The following is a 13984-nucleotide window of genomic DNA, read 5'->3' on the forward strand; positions in this document are numbered from 1 at the left end:
TTAATTTTTACAAATGCAGTTTATTCATCTTAGTAATTAGGATAATTAATTTGCTGCCTTATCTTTGCAAAAAAAAAAGTAATTGGATGAAAAACACAGAGGAATTTCCGGCATTAGCCTATATAGTTAAGATTTTAACGAAAGCAATAGCTGATTCGAAAGTAGAACAAGTATCAGCAACTGAATATACTGTAAGAGATGGAAATGATGAAATACATCTAAAACAAGGACAAAATCCTAATGATAATAGCAATGCGATATTAATTACAGATAAAAGGAATATCATTTTTAGTGAAGACCTATTAGAAACCTTACAGGATATCCATACTAGTGTAAAAGGAGATGATGTACTTAAAACCTCGTTAAAAAATACATTGATTATTATCAATGGATTAGATATTGAAACAGACTTTGTATTTCAAGCAGTTAAAGATTTTCTTGATCAATTAAGTAATAGTTATGAGTTTGTGCAAACCGTTGAAACTAATGTGACTAAAATAGGAGCTGGCTTTAAGTTTGGTAAACATATTTTTAGATTAAATATTACAAACGAACCGAATACAATTACACTCGAACCAAGGTTTGTTGCCTCTTTTGATGCAGGTATCCAGAAAACTATTACCGATGACATTGTTAAAGTTCAGCTTGCTGTAAACAAGATGTTTAAGAAATCATAACATCATTTACAACTAACATAAAAAGCCCTACATTGTATTGATTACGTTGTAGGGCTTTTTAATTATTAGGAAATTGAACTGTCTGCTTTACAAATTTGTATCATTTCACGGGAAAAATTGCTTGATTTAAACCATTATCTTACCTAAGTATTGGCTGTCTGATTGAGATTTACGGTCGGCAGCAACGAACCCTATGTAAACATTAACTTCTACATTCGAAAAATGAGGTTCTAGCTTGATTTTTATTTCGCCATCCCTTCTAAAAGCACCATTGAATATTCGTGTAGTTGCATTTGCATTTAAAGTATCATAAATCAATACCATCAATTGATCTGCTTCTTCTTCGTAATTTACATCAGCTATGTCCCAAGTAATTAGTATTTCTGGGCCATTCCATACCATAGCAGGATTTATGGCTTGAGGCAACAAGCCACCACTAATTTTAAATAAGGCAGGATCTATATAGAAATTAGTATGATCACTTACTAAGGCTTCCCTTCTGGTATACGCTAAGGCAGCACGAAAGCCTCCTGTTTTGGTGTAATAATTAGCGAAACCAACTTTTAGCAAATCCTTTATTGGGTTAAGGTAAGCTTGTACCATTCCCAGTTTTTTCTGGTTTTCCAGTTCATTTGTCGTAAAATTGGTTCCTTTTTTAGGTAAAGACCTGATTATACAATCATCGCCCGCTATAACGCCTACAACTGTACCTACCTTGCCAGAGAAGCCACCTAAAATTCCATTGACTAATCTTGCCATATACTTTTGTTTTGATCAAATGTATAGGGCATTTTACACTAATCCAAATGAAGGTAGGCTATAAAAAGCTAATAATTAGATGTTTACACGCTTATTGTTAGGTCGGCAATCTTGTCTACACCTTGTTAGCACCCTGTTAAGACCCTGTGAACTCCCTGTTAAAATTAGATGTGTAAACAATTAAACTGCTCCGAAAAAAAGTTGAATTATTTTTAAGAAAAAAATTAATTAGGCGTTTTTACGCTCTGCTTCAAAAAAAGCATCAATTGCAAGTTCACTTTTATTTTGCGAAGCTGCTACCGCTAAACGATCACATCGTTCATTTTCTGGGTGGTCATTGTGGCCTTTAATCCAAATGAATTTAATGGTATGTAATTTGTGTTGTTCGAGATATTGAATCCATAAATCTTTGTTTTTCTTATCCTTAAATGCTTTTTTAACCCAGCCAAATACCCAGCCTTTCTCTACAGAATCAACTACATATTTTGAATCGGAATAGATGGTTACGTGTTGCTCTGGTTTTTTAATCGCTTTTAAACCTTCTATTACAGCCAATAATTCCATACGATTATTGGTTGTTAAACGAAAACCACCGCTTAATTCTTTATAATGTGCACCAGCACGCAAAATCACACCATAACCTCCTGGGCCAGGGTTGCCGCTTGCTGCACCATCTGTATAAATTTCTATCATAATACAGCGTAAAGCTAGCTTTTTATCGTGTATAATCCATTTGTTGCATTCATTTTGGTAAAATATTTAACTGGAAACTATTGGTTTTTAAAACGTTAAAATAAAGATGGATTGAAATTTTTAAAAAAATTTGATTAGCTTATTAAAAGTCGTACTTTTGTAACACGAAAAAACACGGTGGTTGTAGCTCAGTTGGTTAGAGCACTGGTTTGTGGTGCCGGGGGTCGTGGGTTCGAGCCCCATCATCCACCCCGAAATTTTCAAAAGGTCAAAATCTTAACGATTTTGGCCTTTTTTTATACTGTCAAGGGCCTTTTAGCAGTGTTCGATGTTTAGAAGAGATTTCCTTATAAAAATGTATTTTTTTTAAAATCTTATTAATGAGCTTGTTATAGCGCTTTTAGAGTTCGAGCACCATTGCCCTCCATTATGGTACTGCTCAAATTTTTTCATTCCTTGACGCCAATTCAATTTCTGTTTTTACAGAAAGTTCAGATAGGTCATACATTAGTTTTAAAACCTTTTCAGCCGTTTCTAAGTCTATCTCGCATCCATATTGGGCAAAATTCTGTTTAACCATTTCTGGAGTTACTGATCTTTTCATTTTGATATTCTTTAATGTACTGTTTTGTAGGTGAAAAAAACTTACAGTGGATATGAATGTTAGTATGAGTAAAGTTGCAAAGGTAGCTATTATGCAATAATTGAAAGCCTGAAAAAGGGACGAGTTTAAGCAAACGATTGCAGTTTTTGTTGATTATGCCATAAAATAGATTTGATTAACTTGTTATTTTGAAAAAAATACTTATTTTAGGGAATTAAATTTAAAACTTGCAATCGTTTGCGCATTAATGAAAAATACCACTATAACCATTAAGGATTTAGCTTTAGAAGTTGGTATGTCTATCTCTACCGTTTCTAGAGCATTAAGCAATCACCACCATATTAGTGAAAGTACTAAGGCCAAGGTAAATGAAGCAGCCCAAAAGCTTGGGTATCGGTATAATGCGCTTGCCGCCGCACTGCGAAACAGTAAATCGAATACCATTGGTCTTATTGTTCCGAGGGTTTCCATGTTTTTCCATGCCGCTGTTATAACCTCAATTCAAAATACCCTGCATAAGTACGGATACAACGTCATTATATGCCAATCTAATGAATCCCCAGAGCTGGAAAAGGAAATGCTAAATCTATTACATGCCTCACGTGTAGAGGGGATTATCGTATCATGTAGTATCAAAACTGAAGATTTTTCCCATTTTAGTGATTCTGTTAATGATGGGGTACCAGTTATTTTTTATGATCGGGTACCGAGCAATCACCCATCCCATAAAATCAAGGGCGACGAATATACTGGCGCATATTTGGCTACCAGTCACTTGATAGAACAGGGCTGCAAAAATATTGCGCACATTGGGGGTCCTTTAACAAGCATACAATACAAGGAGCGTTTTGAAGGTTATAAGGCAGCGCTCAAGAAGAATAGTATTCCCTTTATAGAGGAAATCGTCCTGTTCCATGAGCTAACCAATGAAAATGCCCTGAACTCTTGTGAGAAACTATTTAATGGGGCCATTGTGCCGGATGCAATATTTGCTAGTAATGATACAACGGCCTTAGCCGTTATTCAGTTTGCGAAAAAAAGACATATTGCCATTCCAGACCACTTGAAGGTTGTCGGTTATTCAAACGATAATCGCACTGAAATTTCTAATCCAACTCTCACCTCAGTAGAGCAGTTCCCTCATGAAATGGGAGAGCAGGCAGCGAACCTAATGATGGATATTATTAAGCAGAAAATTGTGCCTGGTAGAAATTTTATTTCTTTAACTACACCCGTAGAACTGATAAAACGCAATTCCAGCTCTAATTAAGCGCTTTTCTTGTAATCTATTGCACTGGATTAAAATTGTGTAACCAAATTGTGAAGTTTATTTTTCCTATTAATTGGAAATTAATTTGGATTTAAAATATATTATTTTTAAATATGTAGCTGCAAACGTTTGCAGGTTGAAGATTGAACACCTTCATCCCATTAACCAAATTATAAACAAAACTTAAACTGTATGAAAGTTAAATCTTTACAAAAGATTTTATCCATGGGTAAGTGTGGAATTATAATGCTGTGTATTCACTGCCTTTTCGTGGCTCCCGTTAGTGCACGATTTCAAAAGCAGGAAGGCATTGTGATAACGGGTAAAGTAACCGATGACAAAGATGGGGCACTGCCTGGTGTTTCTATTAAAGTAAAAGGCACAGCTATTGGTACGTCCACTGTCGCCGACGGAACTTACCGCATCAGTGCCCCAGTTGGCGCGGTGTTATCTTTTAAAATCATAGGATATAAGGCCAAAGAGGAAATAGTAAGGGCTAACACCACCATAAATGTCGTGCTGCTGACAGATCAACAGGTACTGGATGAGGTGGTTGTTGTGGGTTATGGGACCCAGAAGAAAAGTGACATTACCGGAGCGGTAACTTCCATACCAAAGGATAGGATCGATAACATGGTCAGGACCGATGTCGTCCAGCTCATACAGGGCGCTGCTGCAGGTTTAAATGTGACCACAACGGCAGCTGGTGCAAATCCGGAGAGCGGCGCAGTATTATTGATCCGTGGACGTAAATCTATTAGTGCCAGCAATGATCCGCTTATTATACTTGATGGTATTCCCTATAACGGAAGCCTATCTGATATCAACTCGAATGATATTGCCAGTTTGGAAATATTGAAGGATGCATCGGCAGCTGCAATTTATGGGTCAAGGGCCTCCAATGGGGTGCTGTTGATTCAGACCAAACAGGGAACAAAGGGTAAAGTAACCGTTCGGTACGAATATCTGTACGGCATTCAAAGGGTGGCCAACTTTCCACATCTGATGACCGGGCAAGAATATTTTGAATTTAAGGCCGGTGTAGTAAGCCCCGCTGGGATTATATGAAAGTCAACAATTACAGAGGCAAAATACACGATTGGGAAAGAGAACACTGCGAAGTGGATTTTGGGATAGACCTCATGGTAACCGGTGGAAAAATGAATTGCGAAGGCTGGTCGGTTTATGCAGATTTTAAAGAAGGTTCATTTAGGTACGATCGAAGTGTTGATCCTGTAACCTGGCAAACTACCGGGCACAGCATTACTGTAAAAGCAGGAAAAGAAAAAGAATTTGAGATCACCAAAAAACTGGGTGGAAAAATAGGTGCAGAAATAGGAACCACCATCAAGTTTGATGGGAATATGAACCCGGTTGATTTGATCGTTAAAGAATCAGTTTCAGCAGAGATGAGTGGCCCTATGGGAGGCAGTGCAGGTGTTAATTTAGTTGATGTTGAAATAAGTGTGAGCGGTGGTTTTAAGGCCACCGGGTCATCCATACCAGGGTTTGGAAGCGATTTTTTGAAATAAAAATCATCTTTTTTAATGATTGTATACGGTTATCGCTCAAACTAGATTTACATCACCTTTAAAAAACAAATATTAACCTATGAAAAATTTAATCATTTTATTCCTGTTCATTGTAGGTACAATGGCAGCAAAAGCGCAAATCAAACCGAGAGTTGAAGACGAGAGTGTATTCATCCGAAAAAATAGAAAAGAAGTAAGGCTACCCCAGGGTGATGCGAAGACAGAGCTAGCAAAGAAAATAGCAGAAATAGTGAAGCCAGTTATTGATAAACTTGGCAAGCTTATGGATACCGACCCGGCCACCTATAAAGCCTACCAGCAAGATATTAAGGCCATAGCTGATGCAAAAACGATGGAAGAAAAACGATCGGGGATAGCAAATGTTTCCAAAAAATATTATCCGTTTATCAAGAAAATTTGGGACGAGGCAAACATTGATGAGGGGTATTATCAAACAAAAATAAAAGGCTTGTTTCCCGATAATGTAAAGGATAAGATTAAGTTTAGCGAGTTTCTTAGATTTGAGTACGAATTGGCCAAACCAGTACAGGGATATACACCTGGTGGGGGTGTCTCACAAACGCCTAATACCCCTCCAATAATTACTAAGCCTGATGACCCTAACCCGTTCCGGTGTTTTGACGAAATACCAAGTTCGGGGGTTCTTTTTGATGAAAGTAAATCGGGCATTGGGTTCACTGACCACTGGTATGGGGAGTTTAACGAAACAGACCGTACAAACGCAATTCATACTTCCACCGTTGGTAACGGCCCTTGGGGAAGTTACAGTAGTGCAGGTATTACCTTAGACACCGTTAGTATACCAGGTAGATTTCCACAAGATAGCAGACGCTTGCAAGCTACAAAAAGTTATAAATGGATCGGCAGTGCTTATGCTATTTCTGTATTGGGTACCAGTTTAGGTTTTTATTATGAAACACCTTTTTATGGAGAATCGTTTGGAGACTGGCAAACAGAAGTAGGCGTGTGCTCTCCGATAACGTTTGTATTATATTCAGAACGAAATTTAACTAAAACGTATTCCGTTATCAAACAAAAACCAGTTGGAAATTTTCTTGCCTTTGGTTTTGGCGCGGCAAACTTTTCGGGTGCTTCGGGATTATTGACATTTGGAGGAGCACAAAGTACTGTAGCTGGTACCAAATGGACTCTTTGCGAAATTCCTTAATAAACCCTCAACCATGAAACATGCAAAATATTTTCTTTTATTGAGTTTGTTAATAGGGATGAGCAGTACAGGATTTGCACAAAAACAGGTTTTTGATGTGGTTTCTTTTGATCCACCCAAAGGCTGGCAAGAATTGAAAAATGAGGGCGGCATTCAATTATCCATTACAGATAAAAAAACAGGAGCTTATGCAGTAGCTATTATCACTAAACCAAAAACATCTGCTGCATCGGTCAATGAAAATTTTAATACTGACTGGAACAAATTGGTAAAAGCTGCAGTAATGGTTTCTGCGGCGCCAACCCTCTCTGATATGGGTGTAGAAACGGGCTGGAATTGCATTACCGGACAGGCAAATTATACTGATGGCGCTACTAAGGGCATCGCCACATTGATTACTGCTACGGGATATGACCAAACGGCCAGCGTGGTCATCATGACCAATACCAGTAAATACCAGGAAGAAATACTGGCCTTTGTAAATTCTTTGAAGTTGGCAAAACCCACTCAAAATGAAGTAAGTAATGTTACACATGCTACCGCAAACCAAGTAGGGAAATCATCAGCTGTAGGTTTATGGTGCGACAATCATTTAGAAACAAGTGGATATTTTAATGGATTTCCGCAATATATGGCAGGTTATTGTAAACGGGAATACTTATTTAAAGCAGACGGTACTTATAATCAAGACGGTTTTTCTTATGCAAGGAATGCTACTGGAAAATCCATTATCGATAACCCACCAAGATTTAAACTATACTAATTGCTATGAAATCGAAAATACTTATCCCCTTATTTATACTACTGCCTTTTATCGCTTTTTCACAGGGAATAAAAAAAATAACGGACCCATTAACACCTTGTGGTTCACGTGCGGAAGTTGACGCTATGCCCGGCATTTATACTGACCATAACAATACAATATATGGCTTTAGTTTAAAAGGCACACCTGCCGAAAAAGCTACGATGATGAAAAACCTCATCGCCGTAGAAAAACTGGAAGAAGCCAGCCGTAAGGACTTTAAATTGACGGGATGTGCCACCAGGCTAAGTTTTGCCAGGTCGGGCAGCAGCAATTACGGCAAAAATGTTTATGTCAGCTATGGGTACAATATGGGCGTATATGCTTTTGTTTGCAATGTTAACCAACACGCCACCAAAATAGTAGATGAATACAGAACGGTTTTCAGGGTAAACTTCAATCCTTATATCATGCCTGGGGGCGTACATGCTGTAGGTACTGGCGAGTTCAATATGAAAAATGGGAATCCGCTGTACGAAATTCCTGTAGAAGCAAAAGTGGGTCCCAACTTTGAAAAAGACAAAAGCAACAATCCCAGCCGTGTATCACAATATATTTCAGAATCAACCTTTATGGTTGCCCGCTCTGATGCCTATAAAGATTTTCATAGCGATTTCTTAAAACTCAACAATGGTAACGGCTATGTTGAGCACTGGGAAATGGGTGGCAGATATGATAATCACGGACCTAATTCGTATCAATTTATAGATCGTCGTTATTTCCTCACCAAACCGGGAGTGCCTTTACTGATCCCCGTTAGCCGCAAGCAATACCTGCAGGATATGCTGGAATATTTTGAAATTGAAAAAGCCAATTTTGAGTATGACAACGCAGAAAAAATTAAAAGAATAGGAAATAGTACTTCTGAGTCTGCAAAAAGAACAATGGCAGCTTTGGAAGCAGACAAGCTTGCTTATCCCAAGATATATGAAGCAAAAAAAGCAAAGGTGAATGACCTGCTTGCCAAACAAAAACCGGAATGGTTACAAAAACCGGCAGTGGTAGATCAGGATAGATTGCTAAAAGATGCAAATAAAATCTTGGAAGCTTTGGGTAGGTTTTATGATGCAGAAGGAGAGTATAAAAGTGCCCTGTATGTTTTAAACCCAGCCTATTTTGTTTCCAATAACGGGCAGGCTGCAAAACCTTTATTGATAGAAGTACAGTTTCGGTATGAGATCACTAAAGATTATGGCTATTCTTCAAGGTTGTTCAATAATTGGGAGCAGCATTTTGATTTAGCTGCACTAAGAAAAATGCTGGATTAAAATTTTAAGGTTAAAATCAAATTCAATCCATGAAACGAATATATACATTGATCATTACCACATTAATTGCAACGGTTGCTTTTGCACAGTCAAAAAACCCGACCAATAAAAAAGAAGTAGACGATAAGATAAAGCAGGCGCAACAGCAGCTGGATAAGCTTACACCCGAACAAAGAAAGATGCTGGAACAGATGGGCATGTCTACAAAAGTGCCTTCAATGCCTACAGGTGTTGCAGATGCAGACGTAAAAGGAGCTGTAAGTGGTGGAAGTGCATTTGGTGTGCCATCCAGAAATGCAGCACTTATTGGGGCTATTCCGCAGATCACGTTAACTGCTGTTACAGTTCCCACTTACCTCAAATCGCTTGGCGACTATGTTGAAAAAAGTATTGCCAACGATGCGAAATTATTTGCTCAACAAGTGTACACTTCCTTTAAATCGAACAAATACGATGCTGCAACAATTGGTAATGCCGCTGTTGGTTATTGGTCTACAGGGCAATTGGAGATTGCAGTATATCTTATGAACAAGGCTTGTGCCGATAACAGCGCAGATGCAGATATGCTGAGCAATTTTGCTGCAATGCTCAGTATGGGAGGTGCGCCACATCGTGCAATACCTTTACTTGATTATCTCAGTAAACAATATCCAGATAATACAACCATTATGAACAACCTAGGGCAGGCCTGGTTTTATTTGGGCGAAACAGAGAAAGCAAATGTTCAGTTAGAAAAAGTAGTAAAGGCTTTTGCCTATCATCCTCAGGCCAACTTTACCCAATGCTTAATACAGCAAAGTAAAGGGAATACGCCAAAGGCTATTGAGAAAATGAAAAACTCTTTGGCGTATAGTTTTTCATTAGATAAAATAAATATGCTGCGTAAATTGGGTTATAAAATTAAAGCCAGTGATATGCGAAAACCTTTTCGTCCTGATCCCAACCCCTTGGGATTACGAAATTTTGTGCGCCCCGATGTGCCAACCAGTTATGAAGATGAGATAAGGCTGAAAGTTGACTGGGATGCCTTTCAAAAACAGGTAGGTGATAAATCAATGGCATTGGCAAAAGAAATGATTCCATATCAACAGGCGGCCGCGGCAAAGGCAGCACAAGTTTATAAAAAATTAGATAATAAGAGCGCAGAAGAAATTAATGCAATGAGAGCAAATGCAGTAATGCCCGATAACCTTTATCGAATTGTTGGTGAAAAAAACTTGGAAGAAATGAATAAAGATGGCGGCGTAGGTTATCGACTTAAAAAGGCAAAAGCGCAGATTGACTCATTGATAAAAGATTTTATGGCAAAAGATGAAGCGCAAAGAAAGACTTTGGAAAAGCAAAACAGCATCATCGCCGACAAGGAAACAGAGCTCGCTAAAAAAGGAGAAAATATTGGCTATGATAACTGCAAAGTACAACAGAAATATAGTGAGTGGGTATACAAAAATTATAATAAACCGTTAGAAGCAGCCTATCAAAACTACCTGCACCAAGCGTATTTAAAAATTACCGAAGAGTTGTATTGGGAGCAATTTACAATGGATGATGCCGCATTTGAAGCTGAAAAAATAGCGGCAAAGAAAGAATGGCTGGCGGCTCTTGGAAATACAAGATATATGGCTACCAATAAATACGGTAACAATTGTATCCCACCCCAAAACAATGGCTCACGCTATAAGTTAGCCGATTTTGACGATATGCATTGCACTCATATTTCTACTTTGGATTTTGGAGCGTACAAGCAAATAGTGGAATGTGGTAAAATGCGTATAGAATTTGATGCTGGTAAGCTGAAAGGTAGTTTTGATTTTAAATCGGACAATGCAGGTAAAGACAAATTTATAAAAGGTACCCTCGAAGCCACAGTAATTGATAAATCGGTAGGTAAAGGCCCATTAGAAGCGTCGGCTAAAGCAGGTATGGGCATGGAGTTTACCAGTCATGGTGTGGAAGATGTGTATGTAAACGGCGAAGCATCGGTGGCAAATGTTTCCGCTTCTGGTCGCATGAGCCTTATTTCGGGTAATATGTCGGGTGGTATAAGTGGTTTTGGAAAATAAATTAAATACATAATGATGAAGAAACTAATTTTCTTTACAGCAGTAATTACACTGCTTGCTTTAACACAACAGGTAAATGCACAAGATTGTAAGTCGGCAAAAGATCTGGAAACTCTTCCTGGAAAACACATAGATGCTGCCCACTGTGAATGGCCTGAGCAAAAAGCACATTGGTTTGACGCATTGGGCACAGCTGCCAATAAAGCGACAGCCAATACTATACTTACCAAAATTGAAACGCTCGAAAAACAAAGCCGTGCCAAGTATAACCTTAAGGGGTGTGTACTCAAAACCACTTTTTCGGGCAATACTTCTACCTATCCTTTGGCAAGTTATGACCTTAATATGGGCGTCTATGAATATATCTGTGTTAAAAATAAAATGATGGTAAATACCGAATACGAAAATGTTTTTCGGGCATACGTTAATCGGTATACAGGAATAGAGAATGCCTTTTCTTTTCCCGATGAAGCTTACTATTATGAAACACTCAAAAAATACAATGGGCAGTTTATTCCGTTGCACGATTTTATTAAAATGGATGCCTCTAAAAATATCAACAATGGAAAAGGTTTTTATCAGGATGTGGCCGAGACCACTGTAAAACAGGGCAACCGTAGCGTATATATGACCCGCCATTGGTATTTTACAAAACCAGGTGCTTTATTGTTTGTACCCGTTACCCGTAAAGAATACCTCGAAGCCTTGCTGGTCTATTACGAAAGAGAACGACTTTTAATTGCCGATAAAATAAAGGAAATTGAAACAGAAAGCGCTGGTATGATGAAAAACCCTCAAAAGTACCCTCAGTTATACGAAGATGGAAAAAAAAACTTAGTGGTCAAAAAGGCTAAATACCCAGATTGGCAACAAAAAATAGAAACCAAAAAAGCTATTGTACAAAAGGCATTGAAAGAAAATACAGCTGTCTGGTTGGCACAACCTGCAGTAGTGAAGCCTAAAGTAGAAACCTTTTCGTGGAAAAGGACTTATGGCTCAGGCCCTAATGATGAGGTATGGATTGAAACCCGCAATGTCGATACCAAAGAGGATGCTCAAAAAACAGGATCATTCACTTTTAGTGGTTTTTGGGACAACAAGGGAGGTACAACACTCTATAAATATAATCCCGACTATTTTAAGGGCGCAGAAAAAAATCCAGCAAAACCATATATGATAGAATTGACTTACAGATACGTGAAAACCCCTATCGGGCAAAGTTTGGTAGAAAATTTTACCGAAAACTTCGACTTCGATGCGGTAAGGAATATGCTAGAATAGAATTATAAAATTTATATATTATGAAAAAAATCATTTCCATCTTAGGCTCATTGCTGTTGATGACAGCAGTTAAAGCACAAACTACCGTTGTAAAAAAAGAAACGGTAAATCCGGGCAGCAGTCAAACTACGGGTACTTCTACCCCTGCAAAAGATCCAAAGGCAGCAGGTTATGACCCTAAAAAAGAAGCTGCAGATAAATTGGCAGCAGAACGAGCAGCCAAAGACGCAAAAACTGCACAGCATGTAGATACTAAAATACCCCCTGCAAAAGAACCGAAGGCAGCGGGTTATGACCCAAAAAAAGAGGCCGCAGATAAGCTGGCCGCAGAAAGAGCAGCTAAAGATGCAAAAATTGCTAATCAGGTTGATCCCAAAAAAGAAGCAGAAGCGAAAGCAGCGGCAGAACGAGCAGCTAAAGACGCAAAAATTGCTAATCAAGTTGATCCCAAAAAAGAGGCAGAAGCTAAAGCAGCAGCAGAAAGAGCAATCAAAGATGCTAAGATATTGCATAAGGGAAAATAATGCTGTTCAATAAGGATATTTATCAGCCACAGCACATTGAAGTAAAGGAAAGTCCTCTTCATGGGCGTGGCGTATTTGCTAAAAATAGAATAACAAAAGGGAGCCTTATCGAACAGGCTCCTGTTATTTTCTTATCCAATGATGAAAAAGAAACCTTACGATTTACCAAACTCTTTCATTATTATTTTTTATTAGGTAATTCCGAAAAGCAGGCTGCATTTGCTTTTGGTTATGCATCTTTTTATAACCATTCGCCTGAAGCAAATGCTTTTTACACATTTTCTAGAAAGAGAAATACGCTAAATATCTATGCCTATCAAACCATTGAAGCAGGCTATGAGATAACCATTAATTATAATGGTAAGCCTGGCGATAAGAGCGAAGTCTATTTCCCAAATTCTGATCAATCATGAAGAAAAGATTGTACTTAAAACCTATAAAAGGAAAGGGCAGAGGTGTTTTTTGTAATACAGATATTTCAGAAGGAGAAGTTATAGAAGTTTGCCCAGTTATCATTATCCCTGCCGAAGAATTTTCAGGATTAAGCGCCACACCTCTTATGGATTATAGTTTTTATTTCAATAAAGAAGAAAATACCCTTTCCTTAACGATGGGCTTTGGCTCGATGTATAACCACCAGCAGTATCCTAATGCTGTATACTTACTTAACAGAGAAGATAGACAAATGGTATTCACTGCTCACGAAAATATCAAAGCGAATACAGAAATATGTATTAATTACGGCGGCGACTATGGTATAGATTATAGTAAATGGTTTGCTGATAGGGATATAAAAATCATTCTTTTTAATGATTGACCTGAGAGCATTTCTAGATTAACTTTATTAGAAAAATAAATCCTATGAAAAAATTAATTTTTATCCTTCTCCTCACCATTGGTGTAGGAGGGATAGCACAAGCACAGGTTCTGAATAAACTCAAAACAAAAGCAAAAACTGCTGCGGGAAATTCAGTTGACCGATCGACCGATAAAGTTGTAGATCAGGCCGTAAATAAAACTGCAGACCGTGTTACAGACAAAGTATTAAACAAAGCCAGTGAAAAACTGAATAATCTATTTAAAAAGAAAAATAAGAAACGTACTGATACCATTCCGGCCTCAGTTCCAGATTCGAGTAAAACTGCAATCATACCCAAAAATCAGAACAAATAAGGTTAATCATAAAAGTAGGGAATCATGAAAATTGTTCCTTAAAATTTGTAAGCTACCGATTTCAAGGCAAGATTAGCGTGACAAACTCTAAGATTAATTATTCTTACAAAATTTTCGAAAAACCACCTATTTCAATCAATTCATCCACA

The 13984-nt window shown here is 38.0% G+C and carries 16 protein-coding genes and 1 tRNA gene; 14 read left to right on the forward strand and 3 right to left on the reverse strand.

Annotation, left to right across the window (positions count from 1 at the left end; all coding sequences use genetic code 11):
• Window positions 1–86 precede the first annotated feature (86 nt).
• Entirely contained in the window at window positions 87–677 is a 591-nt protein-coding gene (locus tag GM921_RS03115) for a hypothetical protein (protein ID WP_182921150.1), read from the forward strand.
• A gap of 126 nt (window positions 678–803) precedes the next feature.
• On the opposite strand, the gene GM921_RS03120 is transcribed toward GM921_RS03115, so the two are convergent.
• Together GM921_RS03120 and rnhA are read right to left on the reverse strand one after the other, a co-directional pair.
• The gene (locus GM921_RS03120) at window positions 804–1436 is read right to left on the reverse strand and encodes a DUF6266 family protein (protein ID WP_182921151.1); all 633 of its coding nucleotides are present in this window, start codon (window positions 1434–1436) and stop codon (window positions 804–806) included.
• A gap of 228 nt (window positions 1437–1664) precedes the next feature.
• Complete coding sequence (gene rnhA, locus GM921_RS03125) at window positions 1665–2129, reverse strand: ribonuclease HI (RefSeq protein WP_182921152.1); 465 nt, start codon at window positions 2127–2129, stop codon at window positions 1665–1667.
• A 177-nt stretch (window positions 2130–2306) separates the two neighbouring features.
• On the opposite strand from rnhA, the gene GM921_RS03130 reads away from it, so the two are divergent.
• Window positions 2307–2380, forward strand: a tRNA-His gene (locus GM921_RS03130).
• A gap of 188 nt (window positions 2381–2568) precedes the next feature.
• On the opposite strand, the gene GM921_RS03135 is transcribed toward GM921_RS03130, so the two are convergent.
• Entirely contained in the window at window positions 2569–2733 is a 165-nt protein-coding gene (locus GM921_RS03135) for a hypothetical protein (protein ID WP_182921153.1), read from the reverse strand.
• A gap of 232 nt (window positions 2734–2965) precedes the next feature.
• Here GM921_RS03135 and GM921_RS03140 point away from each other — a divergent pair, with 232 nt between their 5' ends.
• The 12 genes from GM921_RS03140 to GM921_RS03195 all read left to right on the forward strand — a co-directional run bounded on the left by GM921_RS03140 (window position 2966) and on the right by GM921_RS03195 (window position 13835).
• The gene (locus tag GM921_RS03140) at window positions 2966–4003 is read left to right on the forward strand and encodes a LacI family DNA-binding transcriptional regulator (RefSeq protein WP_317170970.1); all 1038 of its coding nucleotides are present in this window, start codon (window positions 2966–2968) and stop codon (window positions 4001–4003) included.
• Window positions 4004–4195: 192 nt separating this feature from the next.
• Window positions 4196–5071, forward strand: coding sequence for a TonB-dependent receptor plug domain-containing protein (locus tag GM921_RS03145; protein ID WP_182921155.1), 876 nt, complete (start codon window positions 4196–4198; stop codon window positions 5069–5071).
• Window positions 5068–5535, forward strand: a complete 468-nt coding sequence (locus GM921_RS03150) for a hypothetical protein (RefSeq protein WP_182921156.1) — start codon at window positions 5068–5070, stop codon at window positions 5533–5535. Before GM921_RS03145 ends, GM921_RS03150 begins: the two co-directional genes overlap by 4 nt.
• 79 nt (window positions 5536–5614) lie before the next feature.
• Window positions 5615–6724, forward strand: a complete 1110-nt coding sequence (locus tag GM921_RS03155) for a hypothetical protein (RefSeq protein WP_182921157.1) — start codon at window positions 5615–5617, stop codon at window positions 6722–6724.
• 13 nt (window positions 6725–6737) lie between these two features.
• Window positions 6738–7487 carry a hypothetical protein gene (locus GM921_RS03160; protein WP_182921158.1) on the forward strand — a complete coding sequence of 250 codons (750 nt, stop codon included), beginning with the start codon at window positions 6738–6740 and terminating at the stop codon, window positions 7485–7487.
• A 5-nt stretch (window positions 7488–7492) separates the two neighbouring features.
• Complete coding sequence (locus tag GM921_RS03165; protein WP_182921159.1) at window positions 7493–8794, forward strand: hypothetical protein; 1302 nt, start codon at window positions 7493–7495, stop codon at window positions 8792–8794.
• A 29-nt stretch (window positions 8795–8823) separates the two neighbouring features.
• The gene (locus GM921_RS03170) at window positions 8824–10857 is read left to right on the forward strand and encodes a tetratricopeptide repeat protein (RefSeq protein WP_182921160.1); all 2034 of its coding nucleotides are present in this window, start codon (window positions 8824–8826) and stop codon (window positions 10855–10857) included.
• A 15-nt stretch (window positions 10858–10872) separates the two neighbouring features.
• Window positions 10873–12138, forward strand: coding sequence for a hypothetical protein (locus tag GM921_RS03175; protein WP_182921161.1), 1266 nt, complete (start codon window positions 10873–10875; stop codon window positions 12136–12138).
• Window positions 12139–12158: 20 nt separating this feature from the next.
• Complete coding sequence (locus tag GM921_RS03180) at window positions 12159–12662, forward strand: hypothetical protein (protein WP_108200411.1); 504 nt, start codon at window positions 12159–12161, stop codon at window positions 12660–12662.
• Complete coding sequence (locus tag GM921_RS03185) at window positions 12662–13075, forward strand: SET domain-containing protein-lysine N-methyltransferase (protein ID WP_182921162.1); 414 nt, start codon at window positions 12662–12664, stop codon at window positions 13073–13075. The genes GM921_RS03180 and GM921_RS03185 overlap by 1 nt, the downstream gene beginning before the upstream one ends.
• Complete coding sequence (locus GM921_RS03190; RefSeq protein ID WP_182921163.1) at window positions 13072–13479, forward strand: SET domain-containing protein-lysine N-methyltransferase; 408 nt, start codon at window positions 13072–13074, stop codon at window positions 13477–13479. Before GM921_RS03185 ends, GM921_RS03190 begins: the two co-directional genes overlap by 4 nt.
• Window positions 13480–13523: 44 nt before the next feature.
• Entirely contained in the window at window positions 13524–13835 is a 312-nt protein-coding gene (locus GM921_RS03195; RefSeq protein ID WP_108200408.1) for a hypothetical protein, read from the forward strand.
• The last annotated feature ends 149 nt before the right edge of the window (window positions 13836–13984 follow it).

It is taken from the genome of Pedobacter planticolens (genome assembly GCF_014172375.1).
Taxonomy (GTDB): domain Bacteria; phylum Bacteroidota; class Bacteroidia; order Sphingobacteriales; family Sphingobacteriaceae; genus Pedobacter; species Pedobacter planticolens.

Bases quoted from the DNA above. Each gene is read 5' to 3' on its own strand.
- GM921_RS03180 (WP_108200411.1), top strand. From the start codon at position 12,159: ATGAAAAAAATCATTTCCATCTTAGGCTCATTGCTGTTGATGACAGCA.
- GM921_RS03150 (WP_182921156.1), top strand. From the start codon at position 5,068: ATGAAAGTCAACAATTACAGAGGCAAAATACACGATTGGGAAAGAGAA.
- GM921_RS03175 (WP_182921161.1), top strand. From the start codon at position 10,873: ATGAAGAAACTAATTTTCTTTACAGCAGTAATTACACTGCTTGCTTTA.
- GM921_RS03135 (WP_182921153.1), bottom strand. From the start codon at position 2,733: ATGAAAAGATCAGTAACTCCAGAAATGGTTAAACAGAATTTTGCCCAA.
- GM921_RS03155 (WP_182921157.1), top strand. From the start codon at position 5,615: ATGAAAAATTTAATCATTTTATTCCTGTTCATTGTAGGTACAATGGCA.
- GM921_RS03195 (WP_108200408.1), top strand. From the start codon at position 13,524: ATGAAAAAATTAATTTTTATCCTTCTCCTCACCATTGGTGTAGGAGGG.
- GM921_RS03145 (WP_182921155.1), top strand. From the start codon at position 4,196: ATGAAAGTTAAATCTTTACAAAAGATTTTATCCATGGGTAAGTGTGGA.
- GM921_RS03115 (WP_182921150.1), top strand. From the start codon at position 87: ATGAAAAACACAGAGGAATTTCCGGCATTAGCCTATATAGTTAAGATT.
- GM921_RS03185 (WP_182921162.1), top strand. From the start codon at position 12,662: ATGCTGTTCAATAAGGATATTTATCAGCCACAGCACATTGAAGTAAAG.
- GM921_RS03160 (WP_182921158.1), top strand. From the start codon at position 6,738: ATGAAACATGCAAAATATTTTCTTTTATTGAGTTTGTTAATAGGGATG.
- GM921_RS03120 (WP_182921151.1), bottom strand. From the start codon at position 1,436: ATGGCAAGATTAGTCAATGGAATTTTAGGTGGCTTCTCTGGCAAGGTA.
- GM921_RS03190 (WP_182921163.1), top strand. From the start codon at position 13,072: ATGAAGAAAAGATTGTACTTAAAACCTATAAAAGGAAAGGGCAGAGGT.
- GM921_RS03165 (WP_182921159.1), top strand. From the start codon at position 7,493: ATGAAATCGAAAATACTTATCCCCTTATTTATACTACTGCCTTTTATC.
- GM921_RS03170 (WP_182921160.1), top strand. From the start codon at position 8,824: ATGAAACGAATATATACATTGATCATTACCACATTAATTGCAACGGTT.
- rnhA (WP_182921152.1), bottom strand. From the start codon at position 2,129: ATGATAGAAATTTATACAGATGGTGCAGCAAGCGGCAACCCTGGCCCA.